16 protein-coding genes and 1 riboswitch are annotated in these 22,312 nt (G+C 56.1%); of the genes, 13 read left to right on the top strand and 3 right to left on the bottom strand.

Annotated elements, in window-relative coordinates; all coding sequences use genetic code 11:
• Positions 1-10 precede the first annotated feature (10 nt).
• Complete coding sequence (locus tag GQY55_RS06320; RefSeq protein WP_160039295.1) at positions 11-1,273, top strand: hypothetical protein; 1,263 nt, start codon at positions 11-13, stop codon at positions 1,271-1,273.
• On the top strand, positions 1,270-4,443 hold the full coding sequence (locus tag GQY55_RS06315) for a GAP1-N2 domain-containing protein (RefSeq protein WP_160039293.1): 3,174 nt from the start codon (positions 1,270-1,272) through the stop codon (positions 4,441-4,443). The genes GQY55_RS06320 and GQY55_RS06315 overlap by 4 nt, the downstream gene beginning before the upstream one ends.
• 73 nt (positions 4,444-4,516) lie before the next feature.
• Here GQY55_RS06315 and GQY55_RS06310 read toward each other — a convergent pair whose 3' ends face one another.
• Positions 4,517-4,924 carry a VOC family protein gene (locus GQY55_RS06310; RefSeq protein WP_160039291.1) on the bottom strand — a complete coding sequence of 136 codons (408 nt, stop codon included), beginning with the start codon at positions 4,922-4,924 and terminating at the stop codon, positions 4,517-4,519.
• 285 nt (positions 4,925-5,209) lie between these two features.
• Positions 5,210-5,309: riboswitch (purine riboswitch) on the top strand.
• A 143-nt stretch (positions 5,310-5,452) separates the two neighbouring features.
• On the opposite strand from GQY55_RS06310, the gene GQY55_RS06305 reads away from it, so the two are divergent.
• From GQY55_RS06305 to GQY55_RS06275, 7 genes are all read left to right on the top strand, one after another.
• Positions 5,453-6,883 carry an NAD(P)/FAD-dependent oxidoreductase gene (locus GQY55_RS06305; RefSeq protein WP_160039289.1) on the top strand — a complete coding sequence of 477 codons (1,431 nt, stop codon included), beginning with the start codon at positions 5,453-5,455 and terminating at the stop codon, positions 6,881-6,883.
• 371 nt (positions 6,884-7,254) lie between these two features.
• Positions 7,255-8,619, top strand: a complete 1,365-nt coding sequence (locus tag GQY55_RS06300) for an MATE family efflux transporter (RefSeq protein ID WP_201452117.1) — start codon at positions 7,255-7,257, stop codon at positions 8,617-8,619.
• 268 nt (positions 8,620-8,887) lie between these two features.
• Positions 8,888-9,487 carry a TetR/AcrR family transcriptional regulator gene (locus tag GQY55_RS06295; protein ID WP_160039287.1) on the top strand — a complete coding sequence of 200 codons (600 nt, stop codon included), beginning with the start codon at positions 8,888-8,890 and terminating at the stop codon, positions 9,485-9,487.
• Positions 9,488-9,662: 175 nt separating this feature from the next.
• Complete coding sequence (locus GQY55_RS06290) at positions 9,663-9,935, top strand: hypothetical protein (protein ID WP_160039285.1); 273 nt, start codon at positions 9,663-9,665, stop codon at positions 9,933-9,935.
• A gap of 380 nt (positions 9,936-10,315) precedes the next feature.
• A complete protein-coding gene (locus GQY55_RS06285) occupies positions 10,316-12,703 on the top strand; it encodes a glycoside hydrolase family 95 protein (RefSeq protein ID WP_160039283.1) in 2,388 nt (795 codons plus the stop codon).
• A gap of 124 nt (positions 12,704-12,827) precedes the next feature.
• Positions 12,828-13,961 carry a GntR family transcriptional regulator gene (locus tag GQY55_RS06280; protein ID WP_160039281.1) on the top strand — a complete coding sequence of 378 codons (1,134 nt, stop codon included), beginning with the start codon at positions 12,828-12,830 and terminating at the stop codon, positions 13,959-13,961.
• Positions 13,962-14,137: 176 nt separating this feature from the next.
• The gene (locus GQY55_RS06275) at positions 14,138-17,347 is read left to right on the top strand and encodes an alpha-mannosidase (protein WP_160039279.1); all 3,210 of its coding nucleotides are present in this window, start codon (positions 14,138-14,140) and stop codon (positions 17,345-17,347) included.
• 85 nt (positions 17,348-17,432) lie between these two features.
• On the opposite strand, the gene GQY55_RS06270 is transcribed toward GQY55_RS06275, so the two are convergent.
• Positions 17,433-18,596, bottom strand: coding sequence for an MFS transporter (locus GQY55_RS06270; protein WP_160039277.1), 1,164 nt, complete (start codon positions 18,594-18,596; stop codon positions 17,433-17,435).
• A gap of 140 nt (positions 18,597-18,736) precedes the next feature.
• Here GQY55_RS06270 and GQY55_RS06265 point away from each other — a divergent pair, with 140 nt between their 5' ends.
• Positions 18,737-19,099, top strand: coding sequence for a winged helix-turn-helix transcriptional regulator (locus GQY55_RS06265; RefSeq protein ID WP_160039275.1), 363 nt, complete (start codon positions 18,737-18,739; stop codon positions 19,097-19,099).
• On the opposite strand, the gene GQY55_RS31250 is transcribed toward GQY55_RS06265, so the two are convergent.
• Positions 19,096-19,311 (bottom strand): hypothetical protein, encoded by a 216-nt coding sequence (locus tag GQY55_RS31250; RefSeq protein WP_236575450.1) that lies wholly within the window; start codon positions 19,309-19,311, stop codon positions 19,096-19,098. The genes GQY55_RS06265 and GQY55_RS31250 overlap by 4 nt on opposite strands.
• A 17-nt stretch (positions 19,312-19,328) precedes the next feature.
• On the opposite strand from GQY55_RS31250, the gene GQY55_RS06260 reads away from it, so the two are divergent.
• From GQY55_RS06260 to GQY55_RS06250, 3 genes are all read left to right on the top strand, one after another.
• Positions 19,329-20,372, top strand: coding sequence for a Gfo/Idh/MocA family protein (locus GQY55_RS06260; protein ID WP_160039273.1), 1,044 nt, complete (start codon positions 19,329-19,331; stop codon positions 20,370-20,372).
• 2 nt (positions 20,373-20,374) lie between these two features.
• A complete protein-coding gene (locus tag GQY55_RS06255) occupies positions 20,375-21,310 on the top strand; it encodes a Gfo/Idh/MocA family protein (RefSeq protein ID WP_160039271.1) in 936 nt (311 codons plus the stop codon).
• 116 nt (positions 21,311-21,426) lie between these two features.
• The gene (locus GQY55_RS06250; RefSeq protein WP_212958122.1) at positions 21,427-22,311 is read left to right on the top strand and encodes a sugar phosphate isomerase/epimerase family protein; all 885 of its coding nucleotides are present in this window, start codon (positions 21,427-21,429) and stop codon (positions 22,309-22,311) included.
• Position 22,312 lies beyond the last annotated feature (1 nt).

Here is a 22,312-nt window from a genome sequence, read left to right as displayed (position 1 = left end):
AAGAAAACCAATGGGCATTTTCAATATGTTCAAAAAGAAACCGATCGCCGAGCCAAAGCCGCTTTTTTACGATATTGTGTGTCCGTACTGCTTCAGCAAGTTCGCGCCGGACGATGTCGTCTTCCGCGCGGCCCACAGCCGGGACGATGACGAGGATTATGCGCTGCAGGAGGATGAGGTGCTGAACCGGTACCGGGAGCGCTTCGGCCTTGATTCGGTGTATGATATGGAAGCCATTTTGCGGCCAGGCGATATTCCTGTGGAACGTCACATTTATTCCGACCATGTCCTTGTCGGGCTGAATGACCGCTATGGGGTGGTTACGCGCCACCGGCTGTGCCCGAAATGCCATAACGAGCTTCCGGTCACGTCCGGCAAGGTGCCGAGCAACATCATTTCGATCATCGGCGCTTCCCAGGTCGGGAAATCCGTGTATATGACGTCGCTGATCCATACGCTTCAGCATTCGACGGCCGATCATTTCAATGCGGCATGCATGCCGCTGAACGCGGAAATCAGCCGAAAATTCCGGACGATGTACGAGGAGCCGCTGTTTGAACGCGGTGACCTGCTTGCCTCGACGCAGAAGGAAAAGATGCAGGAGCCTTTTATTTTCCAATTCGTGTTTAAGGACGAGAGCAAACCGCCGCTGACGCTGGTGTTTTTCGACGTGGCGGGGGAAGGAATGGTCGACGAGGATTATCTCGGCCTGCACGGCCAGCATATCAAAAATTCGGCGGGCATCCTGTTTATGGTCGATCCGCTGCAAATCCGCTCCATCCGCGATAAAATCCGCATCCAGATGGGCGACGAGCCGGGGGAATGGGTATCGCAGTACGACGAGCCGCGCGACGTGGTGCTGACGCTGTTCGGCGATTTTATCGCTTACGAGGATAAGGGCAAAACCGATATTCCGACCGCCGTGGTGCTGACCAAAAGCGATATGCTCCATTCCTTGAAGGACGAGGAAGGCGAGTACATCAAATCGAACAGCAACGTGTTCCACAACATGGTGCACCGCAAGGCGCTCAATTTGACCGAATTCGAAAATATCGACGGCGAGATCCGCCGCTTCATCGAAAAGGTGGACCGTCCGTTCAAAGGAACGATGGATGTGTATTTTTCCAATACGGCGTATTTTGCGGTATCGGCGCTTGGCAGCAACCCGGTCAACCAAAAAATGCAGTCCGTCGTCAGCCCGATCCGCGTGGATGAGCCGTTTATCTGGCTGATGTATAAGCTGAATTACATAGAGGGGAGAGAAGACGCATGATGTTACCCCCGAATGTAGTGCAGCAGCAGATGTATACGCGCGAGCGGCGGGGCATTTTCCGTGATAACGAAGGGTTTGACACCATCGCCCGTTCCACGGGACTGGATCATGCTTATATCAAAAAAGTGCTTCATCCGTACTGCCAATACGATGCTCCGGCGGAGCTTACGGCACGGGCGGAAAAGGAAGGGCAGGAATATCCGGACTCCCTGCATGTCATCCATACCGAGTCCGGCGAAACGATCGTCGGGCGGAGTGTATACCAGCCGGCGGATTTTACGGGTCTGCGCAGCGCCTTTTTTACGCATAACTACGTCATTCCCGCAGATTTCAAAGATTCGCCGGAAACGGATTACCGTACCTGGCTGAACGCTTCGTTTGCCGAACGGTACGATATCGAGCAGGGAATGGACCTTCCGGAACTGCCCGCGATCCCGGCCATGGAGCATGGCGGTCACCCGACCAGGGATGAGGGGCTTGGGCTGCTCCAGGAGCTTAAAATCGACGAGCAGGTGTTCAAGCAGCTGCTGTTTGCCGCGATGGCTTCGGTGGCCGGCAAGAAGAAGGTCTATGTCGTGCTGGATGTGGAGATCGAGCAGCTGTCCGAAAAAGCGAAGCGGCTGCTCATGCTGCTGTTCGCCAGTTTGCCTTACGGCGTCCGCCGCCATCTCGGGTTTCAGACTTACGCCCGGGAGCCGCAGAGCAAAAAAGGCATCCAGATCATGTTCGTGGAAAAGGGAAGCCTGCGCTTGAACGACCGCAGCATCGAAAAGGATTTTCTGTTCGAGCTGGCGGCGGGACGCGTGTTAAACACGGATTTGGACTGGGATGACCAGCCTTATTTGGATTTTGCATGGGCGAATCTTGGCAATGCGGAGCGTGCGGAACGCTTTTACGATTTTGCCGCCCGGATGCTTAAAGACATGGAACCGATCCGCCAAATCGCGATCGCAAGCTATCATGAGCTTGCCGTGCTTTTCCAGATGGAGGAAGGCAACCTGGAGCTGTACGAGCCGAACAGGCTGAGCGTGCTCCGGGCTATGCTGGATTATTTGACGCCGGCGGACGCCCTGCCTGCAAAAATGCGGCTTAACGACCTGTTCCTCGCCAGCTTCGATCTGGAATTCGACCGGGTGAAGCAAGGGGAGCTCCCCGAGCTTGAAGTTCTGGAATGCATCAAGGATTATTACCGGGTCGACAAAAAGCACAGCGAACGGAAGATCATAGAGTATTTTATCCGCACGTTGAACAACGCCATTACGCTCGGGCGCAAGGATGTGTTGTCCCCGATCTACGGGCTGATCGAAAGCGACCCGGACCTGTTCGCGGCCTTTTTCGGCCGGGTGCTCGCCAGTCCGGGCCTGCCGAAGCTGCTGTTTAATCCATATATTGAAAACCGGCTGAAAAAAGCGCAGAAAGCGCGGGACGTCGCGGACCTGCTGCATCATTGGGTGACGTCGCATCCGGTTGTCCTGCACAGCGACTTTTTCGTTCAAACCGCCGAAAACCAGCTGGTGGACAAGCTTCGCAAGGAAGCGGAACCGGTTAAAGCCGTGAACCAGGTGCTGGATCAGCTGGATGAGCTGGACCAAGACCCGCAGCATGGTTTTTCGTTGGTGGAAGGGGGTTCGTTTTTCGTCGACAGGCTGATGTACGCGGCGAACCTGTTCCTTCTGAAAGACGTTCAGCTCGACAAGATTACGAAAGAGCAGCTGCTGCAAATCGGATTTTTGAACAATCCGAAGGAATTCCGCTCATGGGTATCCCGGTTTGATTCCCGCACCCGTTCGAAAGCGGAGGTCATGCTGGCGGCGCACCAGTGGTTTTCGAGTCCTTATCCGGAGGCCTCCCTTTTTAGAGGATTGTCTCCGGAGGAGCGGGACGAAGTTCAGCGGATCGCCCAGAGCTGGCTGCGGAAAGAAGTGGGACCATCCCGTTTCGGCAGCATCACCCTTGCTTTCTGCTATGACGTCGCTACAGGGGCTGTGGATTATAACGGGCTGATGGAATTTTTGCATAAACATGCCCCGCAACCGGAGACGGTCTACGAGTTTATCGAATGGTCCGCGAAGGAGTCTGCGTTCGTCCGCCCGCGGGGATTAGTACCGGCTTATGCGACGGCAATTATGGGATATTTTCAGAAATACGATACGGACGCATTCAAAAACAAAGAAAACGTGCGGAAATATTTCGATACGGCCGCTCCGGAGCTGAAACCGGTCTACGACAAAATTAAATATGAACTGGCGTCGCCGCTCGTCAAGTTTTTCCGCGGCAACCCCCGGGTGTTCAGGCTGAGCGCCGTGCTGATGCTGATGATCGTCGTGATCGGCGGCATGCTGATCGTCATGCAGGCCAACGGAGGATTCAAGAAAGAACCGGATAAGCCGGCTAATGCCGAGACGAAAACGCCCGCAACGGGAACCGCACAGCAGGATAAGCCGGAGACGCCGCCGGAAACGCCAAAGATCGAGAAGGAAGTGCCTGTCTTAACGACCAAAACGATCAAAAACGCGGACAAAACCCGCGTGACCCAGCTTGTATTCCATTTCAAGCAGCCGGCGTCCTGCCGCGACTTCGCGGCGAATGAAGTGACGGTGATGGGGAAAGACGGAAGCATCATTTTGGAGGTTCCGACGCCGAAGCTGGTTCATGCCTGCGCAGAACAACCGGCATCGGATCAGGGGGCGGGCTCGGCCTCCGGAACGGGAACCGGCGCCGGGCAAACCGGAACCGACGGGACGGCGAAGGGTTCGGACGTCGCGTCCGGCACGGACGGCACAGCAACCCGGACCGGAAATTCGGACGGCTCCGCCGCATTGGATGGAACCGCAACCGATCAGAAAGGCGCGGGTGCATCCGGCACTTCCGGAAACTCCGGAAACGGAACGGATAACGCCGTTGGCAGCGGGGATGCCGGGACGACGGAGACCGACGGCCCCGAAGCTTATACGAGCACGGTAACGCTCAAGCTCATCAAAAAGCTTGACCTGAACAAAGTCGATCAAGTGCTGGTCGACAACGTGCCTTACGCCATCATACCGGAAGACCAGCTCGGCAAAACGGCGGTTTCCGGGGACGGCGCGCAAAATTCGGACGACCAAAATGCCGCGGGAAGCAGCGGCACGGAGGACGGTTCGCAAACCGGCACGCAAGATACGGGAAATTGATCGATCGACGTGACATCAACGAAAAGAGTGTCCTGATCCGCATGACGGACGGACACTCTTTATTTTTTTATCCTTAAGCTTTCATCTGCTGCGAATCCGGGTGCATTTCCATGAATTCGATCCGATTGCCGTCAGGATCCCGCGCCCAGCACTGCCAGTTCAGATCTTTTCCCTGCTGCGGCTCCACGTCGAGGGCGACGCCGTTCTTTTTCAGATGGGCCGCGATTTCTTCGATGCTGTCGACTTCGAGGCATAAATGAGAAAAGCCGATGGGCCGCTCCGGCCGTTCAGGCTTCTGCTGCCCGCCGTAAAACAGTTCGATAAACTGGCCGTCAGCCACTTTAATGTACTCGATCCAGGGGTTCCCTTGGTCGTCTTCGATAGAAAAAGCCTTTTGAAAGCCGAGAACGCCGCAGTAAAAATGCAGGGACTTTTCCATATCCGCCACGTCAAAAGCCAGATGCCCGATCCGTTTGATCATTTGGATGACCTCCTCACATTACGTTGGGATGAATAAAACCCGGTGCCGAATTATATGGAAGCGGATACATCATAACCCCGTTTGCCGTCTTTTTCAATAGCGTGAAAAATGCATGGAATGCGGGGAAAGAAAGGAATCGGTCTTGTTCCTTGCCTAATGTTCGGATTTTATCGAATTTTCATGCCGAATAGATTTTTTTATGGACTACAATACCGTTAAACACGAACTATGTTCTAATAAATCATTGACACATTCGTTTTTGTCCGGTAAACTTAACAATGTTGTTGCTCATAGATAGAGATCGTTCGTATATCCTCATTGATATGGTTTGAGGGTTTCTACAAGAGACCGTAAATCTCTGGCTACGAACAGGCTTGCTTTTTGGCATACCTGTTCCTCGGCCGGGGATTTTTTTTGCGCTTATGGAAATTTGTCGGGACGCCGCCGGGCACCCCGTTGATGGGTCAAGGAACGCGAAGAGTCCTGCGGAGGCCAAATCCGACTACTCATACTTTCAGGAGGTTCACGATGAACAAATATGACGTGATTGTTGTTGGGGCCGGTCCGGCCGGCATTTTCGCCTGTTATGAATTTGTGCTGAAAGCTCCGCATTTGAAGGTGCTGCTGGTGGATAAAGGACATGATATTTACCGCCGCAGTTGTCCGATATTGGAAGACAAAATCAAGTTATGTCCGCCTGCAGGAGGCCGGAAGGAATTTGCCGGCTGCGTGCCCGCTTGCTCGATCACCGCAGGTTTCGGGGGCGCAGGCGCATACAGCGACGGGAAGTTCAACATCACGACCGAATTTGGCGGCTGGCTGACGGATTATTTGTCTCCCTCCAAGGTCATGGAGCTGATCCGCTATGTGGACGCGCTCAATTTGGAGCACGGAGCGACGACGAACATCACCGATCCGACGACCGACGTCATCCGGAGCATCGAGCAGCGCGGTTATGCCGCCGGACTGAAGCTGCTGCGGGCGCAGGTGCGGCATCTCGGAACCGAGCAGAACCTGGAGATCCTGAAATCGATATACGAGTTTTTGAAAACGCGCATCGATATGATGTTTAAAGCCGAAGTCGAGGACATCGTCACGAGCAAAGACGGGGGCACGCATACGGTGCACGGCATCGTGCTCAAAAACGGGGAGACGTACGAAGCTGACCGCGTCATGATCGCGCCTGGGCGGGACGGTTCGGTCTGGCTGACCTCGATCCTGAAAAAACGCCGGTTGAAAATGTACAACAACCAGGTTGACGTCGGCGTCCGCGTGGAAACGTCGGATGTCGTCATGCGGGAGATCAACGAACATTTATATGAAGGGAAGTTTATTTTCAACACGTCGGTAGGAACAAGGGTCCGAACGTTTTGCAGCAATCCTTCGGGCCATGTCGTGGTGGAAAACCATACCGGAGCGATGGCGGCCAACGGCCATTCCTTCAAAGACCCTGCGCTCGGATCGAACAATACGAACTTCGCCCTGCTTGTCTCGCACAAGTTTACGGAGCCGTTCGACAAGCCGAACGAATATGCGCGTGAAATTTGCAAGCGGGCCAATGACCTGTCGGGCGGCGGCATCATCGTTCAGAAATACGGGGACATTCTGCGCGGCAGACGTTCTACGGAGGCACGGATCCGCGAAGGATTCCTGGAGCCGACGCTGAAGGAAGCGGTGCCGGGCGATTTGGGACTTGTCCTTCCTTACAATACGATGAAAAGCTTGATCGAAATGATGCAGGCGCTGGATCAGGTGACGCCGGGGATTGCTTCGGAACATACGCTGTTTTACGGCGTGGAGGCGAAGTTTTATTCGGCCCGGCCGAAGCTGTCGGAGACGCTGGAAACGGAAATCAGCGGATTGTATTGCGGCGGCGACGGGGCAGGCATTACCCGCGGTTTGGCCCAAGCCGGCGCGGCCGGCGTTTGGATTGCGCGCAGCATCGTGGATTCACTCTAAAAATTTGATATGAAAAGGCGCTCTGTAACATGGCGGAAAAGCCGCGGAACGGTGCTCCAAAATGATTATCACCAGAGGCTTGTCTAAGGTACGTCTCTTCCGATTTTCGGGAGGGCGTACCTTTTTTTATCCGAATTTGCAAAACATACGTGTGAAAACAAGTTATGACGGGAAGGATTGGGATAACATTTTTTTAAAAATAAAATACCGGCCTCTATATTGATAAATAACAAACAATACAATATAATGTCTAAGTGAATTTCAAACCGATGAATTATTTGTCTAATAAAAGGAGATGTTGTCATATGAGTTCCTCACAGCAGGCCGCGGGGCACGCGGATGAGATCCGAAGGCCCGAAGGCGCGTCCCCAATGAATGCTCAACCGCAGTCCGGCGTGTACCGCGCCATGATTGCTTTTCTGATTCCGCTCATTTTGAGCAACGCGCTGCAATCCGTCGGCCAGTTGGTCGGCACGATCGTTGTCGGTCGCTGGATCGGGGTGGATGCGCTCGCGGCCATTTCGGCCTTTTTCCCGCTCTTTTTCCTGCTCGTTTCGTTTGTGATCGGGATCGGTTCAGGCAGTGCCATTCTGATCGGTCAGGCCTATGGCGCGGGGAATATGGAGAAGCTGAAGACAATCGTCGGCACGACGATGACCTTTACGTTCCTGCTCGGCATCGTGCTTGCCATCGTCGGCGGCATCTTTACGGAAGATATTTTGCGTCTCGTCGGCACGCCGGCCAACATTATGGATGTCACGGTCCACTATGCGCGCATTATGTTCTGGAGCTTGCCGGTCATGTTCCTGTATATGGTTTATACGACGTTTATGCGCGGAACCGGCGATTCCAAAACGCCGTTTTATTCCTTGATCGTCAGCACCGCGCTGAACCTGGCTTTCCTGCCGGTCCTGATCTTCGGATGGCTTGGCCTGCCGAAACTCGGGATTTACGGCGCGGCGTACGCAAACGTGATTTCGACCGTCATTACGTTCGTGCTGCTGCTTTGGTACACGTATTGGAAAAAAAGCCCGCTTCGTCTGGACGCTTCCGTCCGCAGACATTTGGGCATGAACAAAGAGATGCTGAAGCTGCTGCTTCGTTTGGGCATCCCGTCCAGCGTCAGCATGATTCTCGTGTCTCTGTCCGAAATCGCGGTCATCGTGTTCGTCAACCGGTTTGGCTCTAATGCCACCGCGGCCTACGGATCGGTGAACCAGGTCGTGAGCTACGTCCAGATGCCGGCGATCAGCCTCGGGATGACGGTGTCGGTTCTGGCGGCGCAATCCATCGGGGCGAAACAACACGGGCGTTTGAAAGAGGTTATCCGCGCGGGGATCGTGCTGAATTATATTATCGGCATAGCGCTGATGATTCCGATTTATATTTTCTCGAAAAATATTTTGTCCTGGTTCATCACCAGTCCGGAAACCCTGAATATCGCCCATGAGCTGCTCGTCATTACGTTGTGGAGTTATCTCATTTTCGGGCATGTGCAAATTATTGCGGCAACCATGCGCGCCAGCGGCGTCGTGTTGTGGCCGATGATTTTCAGCGTCATCTCCATCTGGTGCGTCGAGGTGCCTGTCGCTTACGTGCTTTCGTACCATACGAGCCTTGGCATCCGGGGCATCTGGCTGGGGTATCCGGCGGCGTTTATCGTCAGCATGATTTTGGTCTATTCGTATTATTGGTTGTCATGGAAAAAGAAACAGATCACCAGTCTTGTGCAGTAAGGCTACCCCTAGCCAAAGGGCGGCTCCCGTCTGCCAAGCAAACACTCGAACGACAAAAGCAGCCTGCGCAAAAATGGCCTCAAAGGGGCAAAAGCGCAGCTGCTTTTTCTTTGTTGGGTCAGGCATGATGTTTGGCGCAGCAAAATGAAACATCGGCGGCGCTCCGAATTGCTGCGCGTTCCCCTTGTAGCATGTAAATATTTGCAATATACTCGAATGGAACAATCGTTCAAAACTACGAGACCGAAAAGCAAGAAGGGTTTATTCCATGAACAAACGACATTATAACAGCGAAGAGACGCGGCAGATCATTGCCTCGAAAGCGGCGCAGCTATTTGCCCAAAAAGGCTTCGCAGGCACGTCCATCGCGGACATTTCGCGGGAAGCCGGCTTCAGCAAAGGCCATATTTATTACCATTTCGAAAATAAAGAGAAGCTGTTCGTCCATTTGTCCCAGGAAACGATGCGGAATTGGGGCGAAAAATGGAAAGCGGTAGCCGGTTCGTATCCGACGGCCGTCGAAAAGCTGTACGGGATGGCTTATTTCGTCATGAACAACTACAAGACGCCGCTGCTGCCGGTCGGCCAGGAACTGGCGATGAATCCGAACACCTCTCCCGAGACGCTGCAGGCGCTGCAAGGGCTGGCGGCAACCCCAATGGCCGCATACGCGGAGATTTTCCGTGAAGGACTGGAAAGCGGCGAATTTGCGATCGAGAACCTCGAAGAGACGACGCTGCTGTTCGGGAGCTGGATGGGGACGTTATGCCAGTTTACGCTGACGATGGAAGGAGAGCCGCTGCGGCGGCTGTTCCAGCAGGCAGTGACCATATTTGTGGGAGGCATCCGGAAAAGGGAAGACACCTGATTCCGGCATGCCTTTTTTTGTTCGGCTTCCAACGAACGAACGGCGCAGTGAAACGGATGTCAAAACGGTTTGTTGACGGCCCCAATCGCGTTTTCTGCGATTTCAATGGTAACTCCCCCTTCATTCCAAACGTTCTAATATTTAAGAATGATTCAAGGGTGGAGGTCGACGCAGCATGCTGTACTGGCTTTTCGAAAGGATGGACGTCTTTCTTCCCGTATTTGTCATCTGCCCGCTCCTTGCCGCATTGATCGGAGTGTTCTGCCGATTGCTTCGCGTCCATATCGCCGTCGGCAGCGGAATCGCTTTGCTGCTTCCGCTGCTGTTTATTGCAAATGACCTGCCTACGATGATGATGAATCTGGATGCATGGGCAATGTACGGGGCGATTTACGGTTTGATTGCTTTTGCGGTCTACAAGGTTTCCCCGAAAAGGGTCAAGCCCTGAAGCATGCCGGGAATGGCTGCATGACCGGTTCGAAGCGCGAAAAAGCGGAAAACAGGCTTTCCGCCGACCGGATCCCGCTTCTGAAATTTTGGAGCGATAACAGGGAGTGTCTTCGAAACAGAGTTATTTCAAATGCTTCTTTTACGCTATCCTTGCGTCGGGAAGAGGTTTGGGAGGCTCTTTTTTTGCTTTGAAGGACGGATGATTGGGAAGAGGGCTGTTCAATTTTGGATTTTTACGGTGTACAATGTTGGTCAATGGATTGGAAGCGTTTACGATCGGTGAATGCATCCGCATCGGCCAAACCGGACGCTGTTATTATTCGGTCGGGGGTCTAGATTCGGCAATCGAAAAAAACGTTATGTTGGGGAGTTGGCGAAATGGCGAAGCGGAACAAGCTTTGGTACAAACAGCCTGCAAAAAAATGGGAGGAAGCGCTCCCGCTCGGCAACGGCCGGATGGGGGCGATGATATTCGGCGGCGTGCGGCGCGAAAGGCTGCAGCTGAACGAAGATACGCTCTGGGCCGGATATCCGGTCCAAGAGGATAACCCGGCGGCAGCGGCATCGCTGCCGGAAGCCCGCCTCCTGTTGGCGGAAGGGCGTTATGCGGAAGCGCAGCAGCTGGTCGAGCGCAGCATGCTCGGCTCGCCCGGACAAGGCGTGCAGCCGTACCAGCCGCTTGGCGATTTGTTTTTGGATTTTGCGGGGGAGCCGGATGAACGGGACTACGTCCGGTCGCTGGATTTGAACACGGCCGCGGCTTGCATCGAATTCGGCGCGGGCGAGCGCAGGCAGCGCCGCACGGCGTTTATTTCGGCAGCCGATCAGGTGATGCTCGTCCGTATCGAAAGCGCCGATCCCGCAGGCTTGGAGGTGGCGGTATCCATCGGGTCGGAGCTGAGGCATGGCGTGCAGGCCGCGTCGGACGGCACGCTGCTGCTGACGGGCGAATGTCCTCTGCGGGTGCAAAATCATAACAACGGGCAGGAACCCGCCGTTATATACGACGAAGAGCGACCGGGCAGGCCGATGCGTTTCGCGGCGCTCGTCCGCGTGTTTCATGAAGGGGGCGTGCTTCATGCCGAGGATGGACGGCTGACCGTCTCGGGAGCAAAGGAGATCACGCTCCTGTATACGTCGGCGACAAGCTTTGACGGCCCGGGCCGGGCGCCGGGGTTAAGCGGCCGCGATCCGGAGGCCGTTTGCCGCAGCGTCATGCGCGGAGCGGAAGGCAAAAGCTTCGACGAGCTGCTTGCTGCGCATGCGCGCGATTACCAGGCTTTGTTCGAGCGCGTAGAGCTCCGGTTGGGCGCCCCGCAGCGTGCGGATAACGCCAACCTGCCGACGGACGAGCGGCTCCGCCGGATCATGGACGGCGCCCAGGATCCGGACATGCTCAGCCTGATTTTTCAATACGGCCGTTACTTGCTCATATCGAGTTCGAGACCCGGAACGCAGGCTGCGAACCTGCAGGGAATATGGAACGACAAGGTGCAGCCGCCTTGGAACTGCGACTACCATTTCAACATCAACCTGCAAATGAACTATTGGCTTGCCGAAACCTGCCATTTGTCCGAATGCCATGAGCCGCTTTTTGACCTGATCGGGCAGCAGGCCGTGACCGGGGCGGAGACGGCCCGGATTCAATACGGCTGCCGAGGCTGGACCGCGCACACGATGTCCGATCTATGGCGCACGAACAACGTCGGTCCGAGCGGAGATGCGCAGTGGGCCTATTGGCCGATGGCCGGGGCATGGCTGTGCCGTCATTTATGGGAGCATTATTTGTTTGCCAAAGACATCGATTTTCTGAAGCAGCGGGCTTGGCCGCTGATTCGCGAAGCCGCCCGGTTTTTGCTCGACTGGCTTGTGGCCGATGAAGCGGGCCGGCTGATCACCAGCCCGTCCACTTCGCCGGAAAACAGCTTTATCGTGCCGGGCGCCGACCGATACAGCTCGGTCTCGCGGGCTACCGCCATGGACATCACGTTATGCCGGGAACTGTTTGGCATTGTCATCGAAGCCAGCGGGGAGCTGGGGGCGGAGGAAGCGTTCGCCGAAACATGCCGGGAAGCGCGGAGCAAGCTGCCTCCGCTGCAAATCGGCGCGAAAGGCCAACTGATGGAGTGGGATCGGGATGTTGCCGATGCGGATCCGAAACACCGCCACCTTTCCCATTTGTACGGGTTGTATCCCGGCAGCGAGCTGACGGTGACGGGGACGCCCGAATACACACAGGCGGCACGGCGATCCCTCGAAATTCGCGGCAACGAAGGCACGGGATGGAGCATGGGCTGGAAAGTGGCGTTGTGGGCGCGCTTAGGCGACGGGGAACAGGCGGTGCAGGTGCTGAACAATTTTCTGAGCATCGTGGACGGCGAAGGCTTCGATTACCATCGGGGCGGCATGTATCCGAATCTGCTGTGCGCGCATCCCCCGTTTCAGATCGACGGCAATTTCGGGTCTGCGGCAGGCATCGCGGAAATGCTGCTGCAAAGCCATGAGCAGGATATTCATCTGCTCCCGGCTCTGCCTGCGGAGTGGGCTGAAGGACGCGTCAGCGGACTGCGGGCCAGAGGAGGTTATACCGTGAGCATCGTCTGGGCGGGCGGAAGGCTGACCGAAGCTTCCGTGACGGCCGATTTTGCCGGGAAGCGCAAGGTGCGCTGCCGCGGGCATATGCTGGACATCGATTTTTCCGCAGGCGTCCCGGTTGCGATCTTGGCGTCGGCAGAAGGAAACCTGAAAATCCGTCATGGCGAATGAATGTTGGGCAATGACATAAAACCAACCCGCTCCGTTGACTAGCCTTATAGCCGAAATGATATAATGAATGTTATATTGCTACGGCATGATCGTGCGAGGAATAAATGTCACTGGGGGTTAGCAGATGAGTCAGGAACGGGAACCGCTGTATATCCAGATCCAAAACCATTTCAAGCAATTGATCTCATCCAGGCAGCTGGTGGAGGACGACCGGATTCCGACCGAAAAGGAATTGATCGAGCAGTTTCAGGTCAGCCGCATTACGGTGGCCAACGCGCTGGCCGATCTGGCGAATGAAGGCTGGATCTACCGTATCCCCGGCCGGGGCAGTTACGTCAAGGGCATACCGGAGAGCTACATCGAGAACGCCGGGAACAGGACGTACGAAGGGCAGCAGGCGACAACGCCCAAAATCGGGCTTATTTTTCCGTCCATCGAGGACTTTTTTGCGATCCAGATGGTGCGCGGCATCCGTAAGGCGCTGAAGGACAGCAAATATTCGCTGATCATCATGTTTACATACAACTCCAAGGAACTCGAGAAAGACGCGATCCGCGAGCTCCGCTCCAAGGTGGACGGTTTGCTGATCTTCCCGGTGGACGCCGAGGTGTACAACGAGGAGATCATCGCGCTGAAAATGCAAAACTATCCGTTCGTGCTGCTGGACCGGCACCTGCCTGGCGTCGAAACGAACGTCGTGCTGTCCGACCCGCTGCAGGGTTCGATCCTTGCGGTGGAGCATCTATGGAACGAAGGGCACCGCAACATTGCGATTTGCTCCGATACGCCGATGCCGACCGTCACCGTCGAGGAGCGGATCCAGGGATACAACGAGGCGCTGAAGCGGCAGGGGGCGCTCATTAATCCGGCGCTGATCCTGACCGATTTCAGCATTCAGGACGAGCCGTTTCAAGAGGACTACCCGCTGTACCGTTTTATCAAAAATAAAATGGCTACCGCCTATGTCGCCCTGAACTGCAAGCTCGGCGTGCATATTTGGTCCTTGGCCCGCGCGGCCGGCCTGCGGGTGCCGGAGGACGTCTCGGTCATCACCTTCGACAACCCAAGCCCGATGTTCGAGGAGTTCAGCATATTTACGTTTATCAACCAGAAGGAAGAGCAAATGGGGTACGAGGCGGCCAAGGTGCTGCTGCGCCTGCTCGAAAATGAAAATTCCGGGCATACGCCGAAGTACAGCAAAATCATTTTGCAGCCGGAGCTGGTCGCTCTCCGCACCACCGGGCCGGCGCCTTTCTGACCTGCACATGATGCAACCGGTTTTTCCGCTTAGGAAAAGCCGGTTTTTTTGTTATTTCGCCGCTTCCTTTCCCATAAAAATGGTCAAGTAAACGTTTTTTAATGATATTTTTAGATATAAATGATATATTGTATATATTAAAGGTGATTCGAACCGGAGAAGGGAGCAGAAAACATATGAGATTTGTTCTTCAAAAACTGGAGAACCGCATTCGCGAATTGGCTGGACTCCGATACCGGGAGGGCCGGACTTTGGATCGGGTGCACATCGTACCTGACGTGAAGGAATTGAAAGAGGCGCGGGAGCAGGCTGCATCAGGTCCCGTGGTACGCGTTGGCGACCGATGGGGCGGCCGGGACCGTTATGCATGGTTTATTACCGAAGTCGAATTCCCCGAAAGCTGGAAAGGCCGGGATGTCATTGGTTTGATCAAGCTGGGAGAAACGGGCGGCGGGAACTGCTCGGGTTACGAAGCCCAAGTATATCTGAACAGGGAGCCGCTGCAGGCGCTGGACCGCAACCATGCGGAGCTGTTTTTCCCGGAAACGGTAGTAGCCGCGGGCCGCGCGGAGCTTGCGGTTTACGCCTGGAGCGGGCTGACCGCCCATGACGGGCGTTCGCCGTTCGACCACCGCATCGACTCGCTTAGCGTAGCGATTTTGGACGAAAACGTGGACGATCTGTATTACACCTCCTTGCATATGCTGCAAACCGTGAAGCAGCTGGATGAACGCCAGGTGGAACGCCATGAGCTCACCGCCGCTTTGGAAGAAGCTTTCCGCGAGCTGGATTGGAGCCGTCCGGGTTCCGACGCTTTTTACGCTTCGGCCGTAAAGGCGCGGCAAACGTTGAGGGCACGGCTTGAAGCGATTACGCGGGGGCCCCGCCCGCAAATTACCGCCGTCGGGCACTGCCATATCGACGTGGCTTGGCTGTGGCGCCTGCAGCATACGCGCGAAAAGTCGGGGCGTTCGTTCTCGACGGTGCTGACGCTGATGGATCGGTTCCCGGAATACGTATTCCTCCAATCGCAGCCGCAGCTGTACGCGTATTTGAAAAAAGACTTCCCGACGTTGTACGAGAAGATCAAGGATCGCGTCCAACAGGGCAACTGGGAAGCGACCGGCGCCATGTGGCTTGAGTCGGACTGCAACATTCCTTCGGGAGAGTCGCTCGTCCGTCAGCTTCTGACGGGCAAACGCTTTTTCAAGCAAGAGTTCGGCGTCGACAACCGCGTGCTGTGGCTGCCCGACGTGTTCGGCTACAGCTGGGCGCTTCCGCAAATTTTGAAGAAAAGCGGCATCGATTATTTCATGACGACCAAAATCAGCTGGAGCCAGTACAACCGCTTCCCTTACGACACGTTTACCTGGAGAGGGATCGACGGCACGGAAATTTTGACGCATTACATTACGACGCCGGATAACGACGGCAGCTGGTTTTACACCTATAACGGCAATGTGACCGGGTCGTCGGTGCAGGGCTTGTGGAACAACTACCGCCAGAAGGACATCAACGACCAACTGCTGCTTGCGTACGGCTGGGGCGACGGAGGCGGCGGCCCGACCCGCGATATGCTCGAGGCGGTACGGCGTTACGGGGACATGCCGGGCGCGCCGCAGGTAAAAGCCGGTGGAGCGGAGGATTTCTTCGTCCAGCTGGAGGAGAAGGTGCAGGATAACCCGCTGCTTCATTTGTGGGACGGCGAGCTGTATCTCGAATACCACCGCGGAACCTATACATCCCAAGCGTACAACAAGCGGATGAACCGCCGGATGGAGCTGCTGCTGCACCAGGCCGAATTTTTGAACTCGCTGGCGCTTGCGCTCAACCCGGGTCATGCCTACCCGTCGGAAAAGCTGGCCGAAAGCTGGGAAATCGTGCTGCGCAACCAGTTCCATGACATCATCCCGGGCTCTTCCATCCATGAAGTGTACGAGGACAGCAAGCTGGAATATGAGGAATCCGAAAAGCTTGCGCTGGCGGCGATCGAAACGGGCCTTGCCGGCTTGAACGGTCACGAGGCATCGGCAGCCGTTGGCGCGGAAAAAGGGCTGCCGGTCCGCATCTTTAATGCCCTCGGTTGGACGCGTTCCTTCCTGGCCGAGGTCGATGTGGACGACGCGGCGGAATATGCCTGGTATGCGGCCGACGGGGTGCGGCTGGATGCTCAGGCGCCATCGGCGGGATCCTGGGATCAAGGCAAGGTGCTGGTGGCGGTTCGGAATGTTCCGGCTTACGGGTACACGACCATTTACGGACGTCGCGAGACGGACCAAGCCCAAGGCGGCGTTGGAGCGAACGGGACCGGCAGCGCTGCTTCCGAATGGGTCATCGAAAAAGATCGCTTGGAAACCCCTTATTACAGCATCCGCTTGAACGAAAACGGCCAGATCGTTTCGCTTTTCGACAAGCAGGCGGGACGCGAGGTGCTGAAGCCGGGACAGCCGGCCAACGTGCTGCAGGTGTTCGAGGATAAGCCGATGGCCCATGATGCATGGGATATCGATATCTACTACCAAGAGAAAATGACCGTCGTGGACGGCTTGAAAGAGCTGACGGTACTCGAGGCCGGTCCGCTGCGCGGCGTGCTGAAGTTGGTGTACGGTTACCATGGCTCGACGATCGAGCAGCATTTGACCGTTTACCGCAATCATCCGCGGATCGACTTCAAGACCCGCGTCGACTGGCATGAGCGCCAGCAGCTGCTCAAAGCGGCCTTCCCGGTGGAGATCCGTTCGACCAAAGCGACGTATGAAATCCAGTTCGGCAACGTGGAACGGCCGACGCACTGGAATACGAGCTGGGATTACGCGCGGTTCGAGTCGGTGGCCCAGCGCTGGGTGGACCTGTCCGAGGGCGGATACGGCGTCAGCCTGCTGAACGATTGCAAATACGGGCATGACATTCGGAACCACGTCATTCGCCTGAGCTTGCTCAAATCCGCCGTCTATCCGGACGGCAGCGCGGACCAGGGGCTGCATGAATTTACGTATTCGCTCTATCCGCACAGCGGCGGCTGGTATGAGGCGGGAACGCATCAGGCGGCCTGCGAGCTGAACGCGCCGCTGATGGCTGCCGGTGCTGCCGGACAAACCGGGCTTCCCGAATCGCTTGGCATGCTGGGCATAAATGCCCGCAACGTGATGATCGATACCGTCAAAAAAGCGGAAGACGGCAACTCGCTGATCGTACGTCTGTACGAATTCGGCGGCATTCGGACGAAAGCGTCGATCGAGATCGATCCGTATTTCGGTGCGATTCGCTCGGCGGCGGAAACGGACCTGATGGAGGAACATCCGGCTCCGCTTTCGGTCGACGGACAGAAGATCGAGATCGCTTTGGCTCCGTATGAAATCAAAACGTTGAATATTGTAGTTTCCTAAACGGGAAGAGGGCGCCTTGTGGGTTGTGGGCGTCCTCTTTCGTTTAGAAGATAACATCGGGGATTCGCTGGCTTGCCGGGGCATTTCACGCGCTTTGGGCGGCACGCCGTTTTCCAAGCGCAAAGCGGAAGACGGCAGTCCCAAGCCCGAGCGCGACGACGATTCCCGCAAGCCACGGATTATACAATACGGTGGATGTTCGTTCGATCAGCATGCCGCCTGAACCGGCCCCGGCCGCGAGGCCCAAATGGATCATCGACGTGTTCAGGCTGAGAACGAGGCTGGAGGACCCGGGAGCCTGTTTGATAAAGTGGGTTTGCAGGGCGGGCCCGCCCATAAACATCGAAAACATGATGAGTCCGATCAGGACGATTTCTACGGCAAGCATGCCTGTAAACAAGGGGAGCAGAAGAAGCGCCGCCACATGCACGGTTAAGGTGGCGATCAGGATGCGCTTGGCTCCGATACGGTCGGCACCGGAGCCGCCCAGGCGGGCCGCGACGGCGCCGACCAGTCCCAGGCCGAGCATCAGCAGGCCGATCGTGCTTGCGTTCAAATAGAGCAAATCGTTCATGAACGTCGTCAAATACGTCAGCAGGACCGAATTCCCGGATTCGCGGAAGAAGCTGAGCAGCAGCAGGCTGGCGATAACGCCGGAGCCCAGCACCTTAAACTGCTGCCTGAACGAAGCGGGTTCGTCGCCGGAGATACGGGGAAGAAACCGGAGGATGATAAGTCCCATAACCAAGCTGAGAATGCCAAGAATGGCGAAAATGGACTGCCAGTTCAGCCATTTGGTGATGGCGATCCCGATCGGAACGCCCAAAATCATTGCAGAGCTGAACCCGAGCACAATGGTGCCGATAGCGGCGCCGACTTTATCGGGAGGGGATAATTTGGCCGCGGCCGCAAAAGCGGTGACCAGATAAACGCCCGAGCCGATGCCGAGCAGCACCCGGGAGGCCAAAACGACGCCGAAATGAGGAACGATGGAAGCAACGCTTCCCAGCATAAAAAGGGCTAGCGAAAGGAGCAGCACGTTTTTGCGTTCCCAGCGGGACGTTAAAAAGACGATGACGGGCGTTAGGGCGGCAAAAGCAAGCGAATATGCGGTAACCAGCTGGCCCGCGAGCGCAATCGAAATGCGGAGATCGGAAGCGATGACATACAAAATTCCCGACACGACAAGTTCGGAGGTGGCGGTGAGAAACACGCCGAGCGTCAGCATATATATAAACAGACGGTTCATCAAAATCATTCCTTTCACGGGTGTAAGAGAGCTCTCGATTGCATTATAATGACAATACATTCTTTTCGTAAGAAGGCAAAACATTTGGATATTATCCAATTCTTTGGACTAACTTACAAAAGGTAAGGGAGGGTTCGCGCATGGAACGGAATAACCCCGGTGACGCGGGCGATTTTTCGAATATTTGCTCGGTGCTGCAGATTTTGGGGGCGAAGTGGGCTTTCCTGGTGATCGCGGAGTTGTCCAAGGGGCCGAAAAGGTTCAACCAGCTCAGCCGGGATTTGGCCATCGTCAAAACGCAGTCGTTGTCGAATGCGCTTCGTCATTTGGAGCAAAGCGGAATCGTCTCGCGCAAGGTGTTTCCGACGGTGCCCGTGACCGTGGAATATTCGCTGACGGAAAAGGGCATGGACTTCAAAACGGCGCTGCAGGAAATGGAGCGTTGGGCCGCAAGGTGGAATGTTCAGGAGCAAACGGAAGAGCCGAACAGGAAGCAGGCCTAAACTCTCGGAAAATAGAGGATGCATGACGCATCTTCTTTTTTTTTTGCGAAAAACGCGGGGGCAAGCCTCATATATATCTGAATATGCACTTCTGCAGATTCATCTTCCATTTTGCGGCTGACGCCAAAGGTGTGGGCAAAGCGGAACAACGGAGGATTGGCAGCCGGGGTGCCGGTTTTTAGAATGGGGATGAAAGTCCATGGTGCACTCACCGAATAAGGAGGTCGCAATGACGAAAAAGATGAGGTTTGCCATTGTCGGCGCGGGCGTCATTTCCCCGCTCCATGCGCGTGCGATTATCAATCATCCGGAGGCCGAGCTGACGGCCATCGTGGATGAAGTGCAGGAAAAAGCCGAAGCGTTAGCGAAGGAATTCGGATCGCCGCCGACATTCAGAAACATGGAGCAGCTGCTGCAGGGAGGGGAGGTTGACGCGGTCTGCGTATGCGTGCCGAGCGGGCTGCACCGCGACATCACCGTGGCGGCGGCACGTGCAGGTAAGCATGTGTTTTGCGAAAAGCCGCTGGGCATTACGGCGAAGGATATGGATGAGATGATCGAAGCTTGCCGCACGAACGGGGTCAAGCTCGCAACCGTGTTCCAGAAACGGACGACGCAGGAGGCGCTCCTGACGAAAAAGGCGATTGAAGAAGGCAAACTGGGCAAACTCGTGCTGGGGGACGCCTACCTGAAATATTTCCGCAGCCGGGAATATTACAAAAGCGCAGGCTGGCGCGGAACATGGGCGCTGGACGGAGGAGGGGCGCTGATGAACCAGGGCGTTCACGGCGTGGACATTATCCGGTGGATGATGGGCGACGTGGAAAGCGTGTTTGCTTACGCTTCGCCGCTGATTCATGACATCGAGGTGGAAGATACCGCCGTGGCCGTGCTGAAATATGCAAACGGAGCCTATGGAGTTATCCAAGGAGCCACAACCGTTAATCCGGGCCAGGAAGCCCGGTTTGAAATTCACGGGGAACACGGCTCGATCGTGTACGGGGACAGCGGCTTCAAAGTGTGGAAAACGGTGGATGGCGAGGCGGCGCCGATCGGCACGCAAAAAGGAACGGCCGACGGCACCGACGACCCGCGCGCGATTTCGGCCGACGGGCATTATATTTTGATCGACGATTTGATCAAGGCGGTGAAGGAGAACCGGGAGCCGCTCATATCCGGGGAAGAGGCGCGGAAATCGGTCGACTTGATTTTGGCCATTTACGAATCCGCCCGAACCGGCAGGGAAGTGAGACTACAGCCTGGAGGGGTATAAGCATGGATTCAAAGGTTTTGAACATCGGCATGATTGGCCTGGATACCTCTCATGCCCCTTTATTTGCGGAAATGCTCAATGATCCTGCGCATCCCTACCATGTTCCGGGAGCGCGGGCAACCGTCGCTTTTCCGGGAGGATCGCCCGATTTTCCGCTAAGCATCGATCGGGTGGCGGGTTTTACCGCCAAAATCGAGGACGATTTTGGCGTGCGCACGGTCGGCAGCATTAAGGAGGTTGCCGAAGAAGCGGATGCGATCCTGCTGCTGACCGTCGATGGGCGGATTCACGCGGAACAGTTCGCGGCGGTGGCCCCGTACGGGAAGCCGGTCTTTATCGACAAACCTTTTGCCGTTAACAGTGGGGATGCGCGCGCTATGGCGGATCTTGCCCGCAAGCATCGGGTGCCGCTCATGAGCTGCTCTTCCGTCCGTTGGGCGGAAAATTTGGATGCGGCCGTTCGCGCAGGCGATCAAGGCGGAATCATCGGCGCGGATTGCTGCGGGCCGATGGAGCTGCAGCCCACCCAGCCGGGCTTTTTCTGGTACGGCATTCATATGGCGGATATGCTGTACCGCTGCATGGGCCCGGGATGTACAGAGGTGCGGGTGACAGCGAATGAAGATCATGACCTGGCGGTCGGCGTCTGGGCCGACGGCCGGATCGGCACGATCCGCGGCAATCGGAAAGGGAATCGGCGCTTCGGAGCGCTGCTCCACCGCGAGCAGGGGACCGAATACGTCGATATTTATGCCCAGGAGAAGCCTTATTTCGCCAGCATGCTGGAGGAGGTCATCCGCATGTTCCGCACGAAAACGCCGCCGCTTGATATCGAAGAAACGATCGAGGTGATCGCCTTTCTGGAAGCGGCAAACGAAAGCCGGGCGACGGGCGCTCCGGTTCGGCTGCGCGGCTCGTTCGCGTCACGGGAAAAATAGAATCGAACGCATGTAAATACGCGGGCGGTGACGACCTGCCCGGCCGATTATATCTTGAAAAAGGCGGGCGTTGATAGGAAGGCGGGCCCGCGGAAAAAGAAAGGGGGCGATGAATGATGGCGAAATTCAGGCTCGGAGTGATTACGGATGAAATTTCGCAGACAATCGAGGATGCGATTCGCGTGGCGAAGCGGTACGGTTTGGACGGATTGGAACTGCGCTCGGTCGACGGCAAGCAGCTGCACCGGATCGGCGATCGGAGGCTGGAGGAGATCGCCGCCAAGATCCGCGATGCAGGCTTAAGTGTGTGCGGCTTGTCCACGCCGGTATTTAAATGCAATTTGCATAACAAGGAGGAGGTTGCCGCGCATCACCGCATGCTCCGCCGATACGCGGAACTGGCGCGGAAGTTCGATACGGGGATTCTCCGGGGATTCTCCTTCTGGGCGAACCGGGACGATTTTGGCACGGCGTTTCCGGGCATCGTGCGGGAGCTCCGGCAGACCGTCCCGGTGATGGAGGAATTCGGGGTTCAGTTTGCCTTGGAAGCCGATCCTTCCGTGTATGCGACAAACGGAGCCAAGGTGGCGGCCCTTGTACGCGAGGTGTCGTCCCCTTGGATTCGGGCGTTGTACGATCCGGGCAACGATTTGTGGGACCCGGATGGCGAAACGCCTTATCCGGACGGATACGAAGCGCTGCAGGACCATATTTGTCACATCCATCTCAAGGATGCCGTGCGGGAGAACGGCAAAACCGAAGCCGTTGCCATCGGCAGGGGCGAGGTCGGGTATGACCGGCTGCTAGCCAGGCTGGCGGAAGACGAATACGACGGCTGGCTGGTCGTCGAAACGCATTACAGGCTTACTTCCGAGCTGAGCGAAGAGCAGCTGAAGCGCCCTTCGGGGTACGCTTTCTCCGCCGGCGGAGAAGAAGCGACGGCGGAATGTTTGGAAAGTTTCCTCGGCTTGCTGCGGCAGCCAGGGCAGAGCGTAATTTAAT

It is taken from the genome of Paenibacillus sp. USDA918EY, from assembly GCF_009870825.1.
Taxonomy (GTDB): domain Bacteria; phylum Bacillota; class Bacilli; order Paenibacillales; family Paenibacillaceae; genus Paenibacillus_AQ; species Paenibacillus_AQ albilobatus.
The sequence above is the reverse complement of the archived record's forward strand: the minus strand, read 5'-3'. Positions and strand labels throughout refer to the sequence as shown.

Bases quoted from the DNA above. Each gene is read 5' to 3' on its own strand.
- GQY55_RS06305 (WP_160039289.1), top strand. From the start codon at position 5,453: ATGAACAAATATGACGTGATTGTTGTTGGGGCCGGTCCGGCCGGCATT.
- GQY55_RS06265 (WP_160039275.1), top strand. From the start codon at position 18,737: ATGGAACGGAATAACCCCGGTGACGCGGGCGATTTTTCGAATATTTGC.
- GQY55_RS06295 (WP_160039287.1), top strand. From the start codon at position 8,888: ATGAACAAACGACATTATAACAGCGAAGAGACGCGGCAGATCATTGCC.
- GQY55_RS06260 (WP_160039273.1), top strand. From the start codon at position 19,329: ATGACGAAAAAGATGAGGTTTGCCATTGTCGGCGCGGGCGTCATTTCC.
- GQY55_RS06285 (WP_160039283.1), top strand. From the start codon at position 10,316: ATGGCGAAGCGGAACAAGCTTTGGTACAAACAGCCTGCAAAAAAATGG.
- GQY55_RS06280 (WP_160039281.1), top strand. From the start codon at position 12,828: ATGAGTCAGGAACGGGAACCGCTGTATATCCAGATCCAAAACCATTTC.
- GQY55_RS06310 (WP_160039291.1), bottom strand. From the start codon at position 4,924: ATGATCAAACGGATCGGGCATCTGGCTTTTGACGTGGCGGATATGGAA.
- GQY55_RS06320 (WP_160039295.1), top strand. From the start codon at position 11: ATGGGCATTTTCAATATGTTCAAAAAGAAACCGATCGCCGAGCCAAAG.
- GQY55_RS06275 (WP_160039279.1), top strand. From the start codon at position 14,138: ATGAGATTTGTTCTTCAAAAACTGGAGAACCGCATTCGCGAATTGGCT.
- GQY55_RS06300 (WP_201452117.1), top strand. From the start codon at position 7,255: ATGAATGCTCAACCGCAGTCCGGCGTGTACCGCGCCATGATTGCTTTT.
- GQY55_RS06255 (WP_160039271.1), top strand. From the start codon at position 20,375: ATGGATTCAAAGGTTTTGAACATCGGCATGATTGGCCTGGATACCTCT.
- GQY55_RS06270 (WP_160039277.1), bottom strand. From the start codon at position 18,596: ATGAACCGTCTGTTTATATATATGCTGACGCTCGGCGTGTTTCTCACC.
- GQY55_RS06315 (WP_160039293.1), top strand. From the start codon at position 1,270: ATGATGTTACCCCCGAATGTAGTGCAGCAGCAGATGTATACGCGCGAG.
- GQY55_RS06290 (WP_160039285.1), top strand. From the start codon at position 9,663: ATGCTGTACTGGCTTTTCGAAAGGATGGACGTCTTTCTTCCCGTATTT.
- GQY55_RS06250 (WP_212958122.1), top strand. From the start codon at position 21,427: ATGGCGAAATTCAGGCTCGGAGTGATTACGGATGAAATTTCGCAGACA.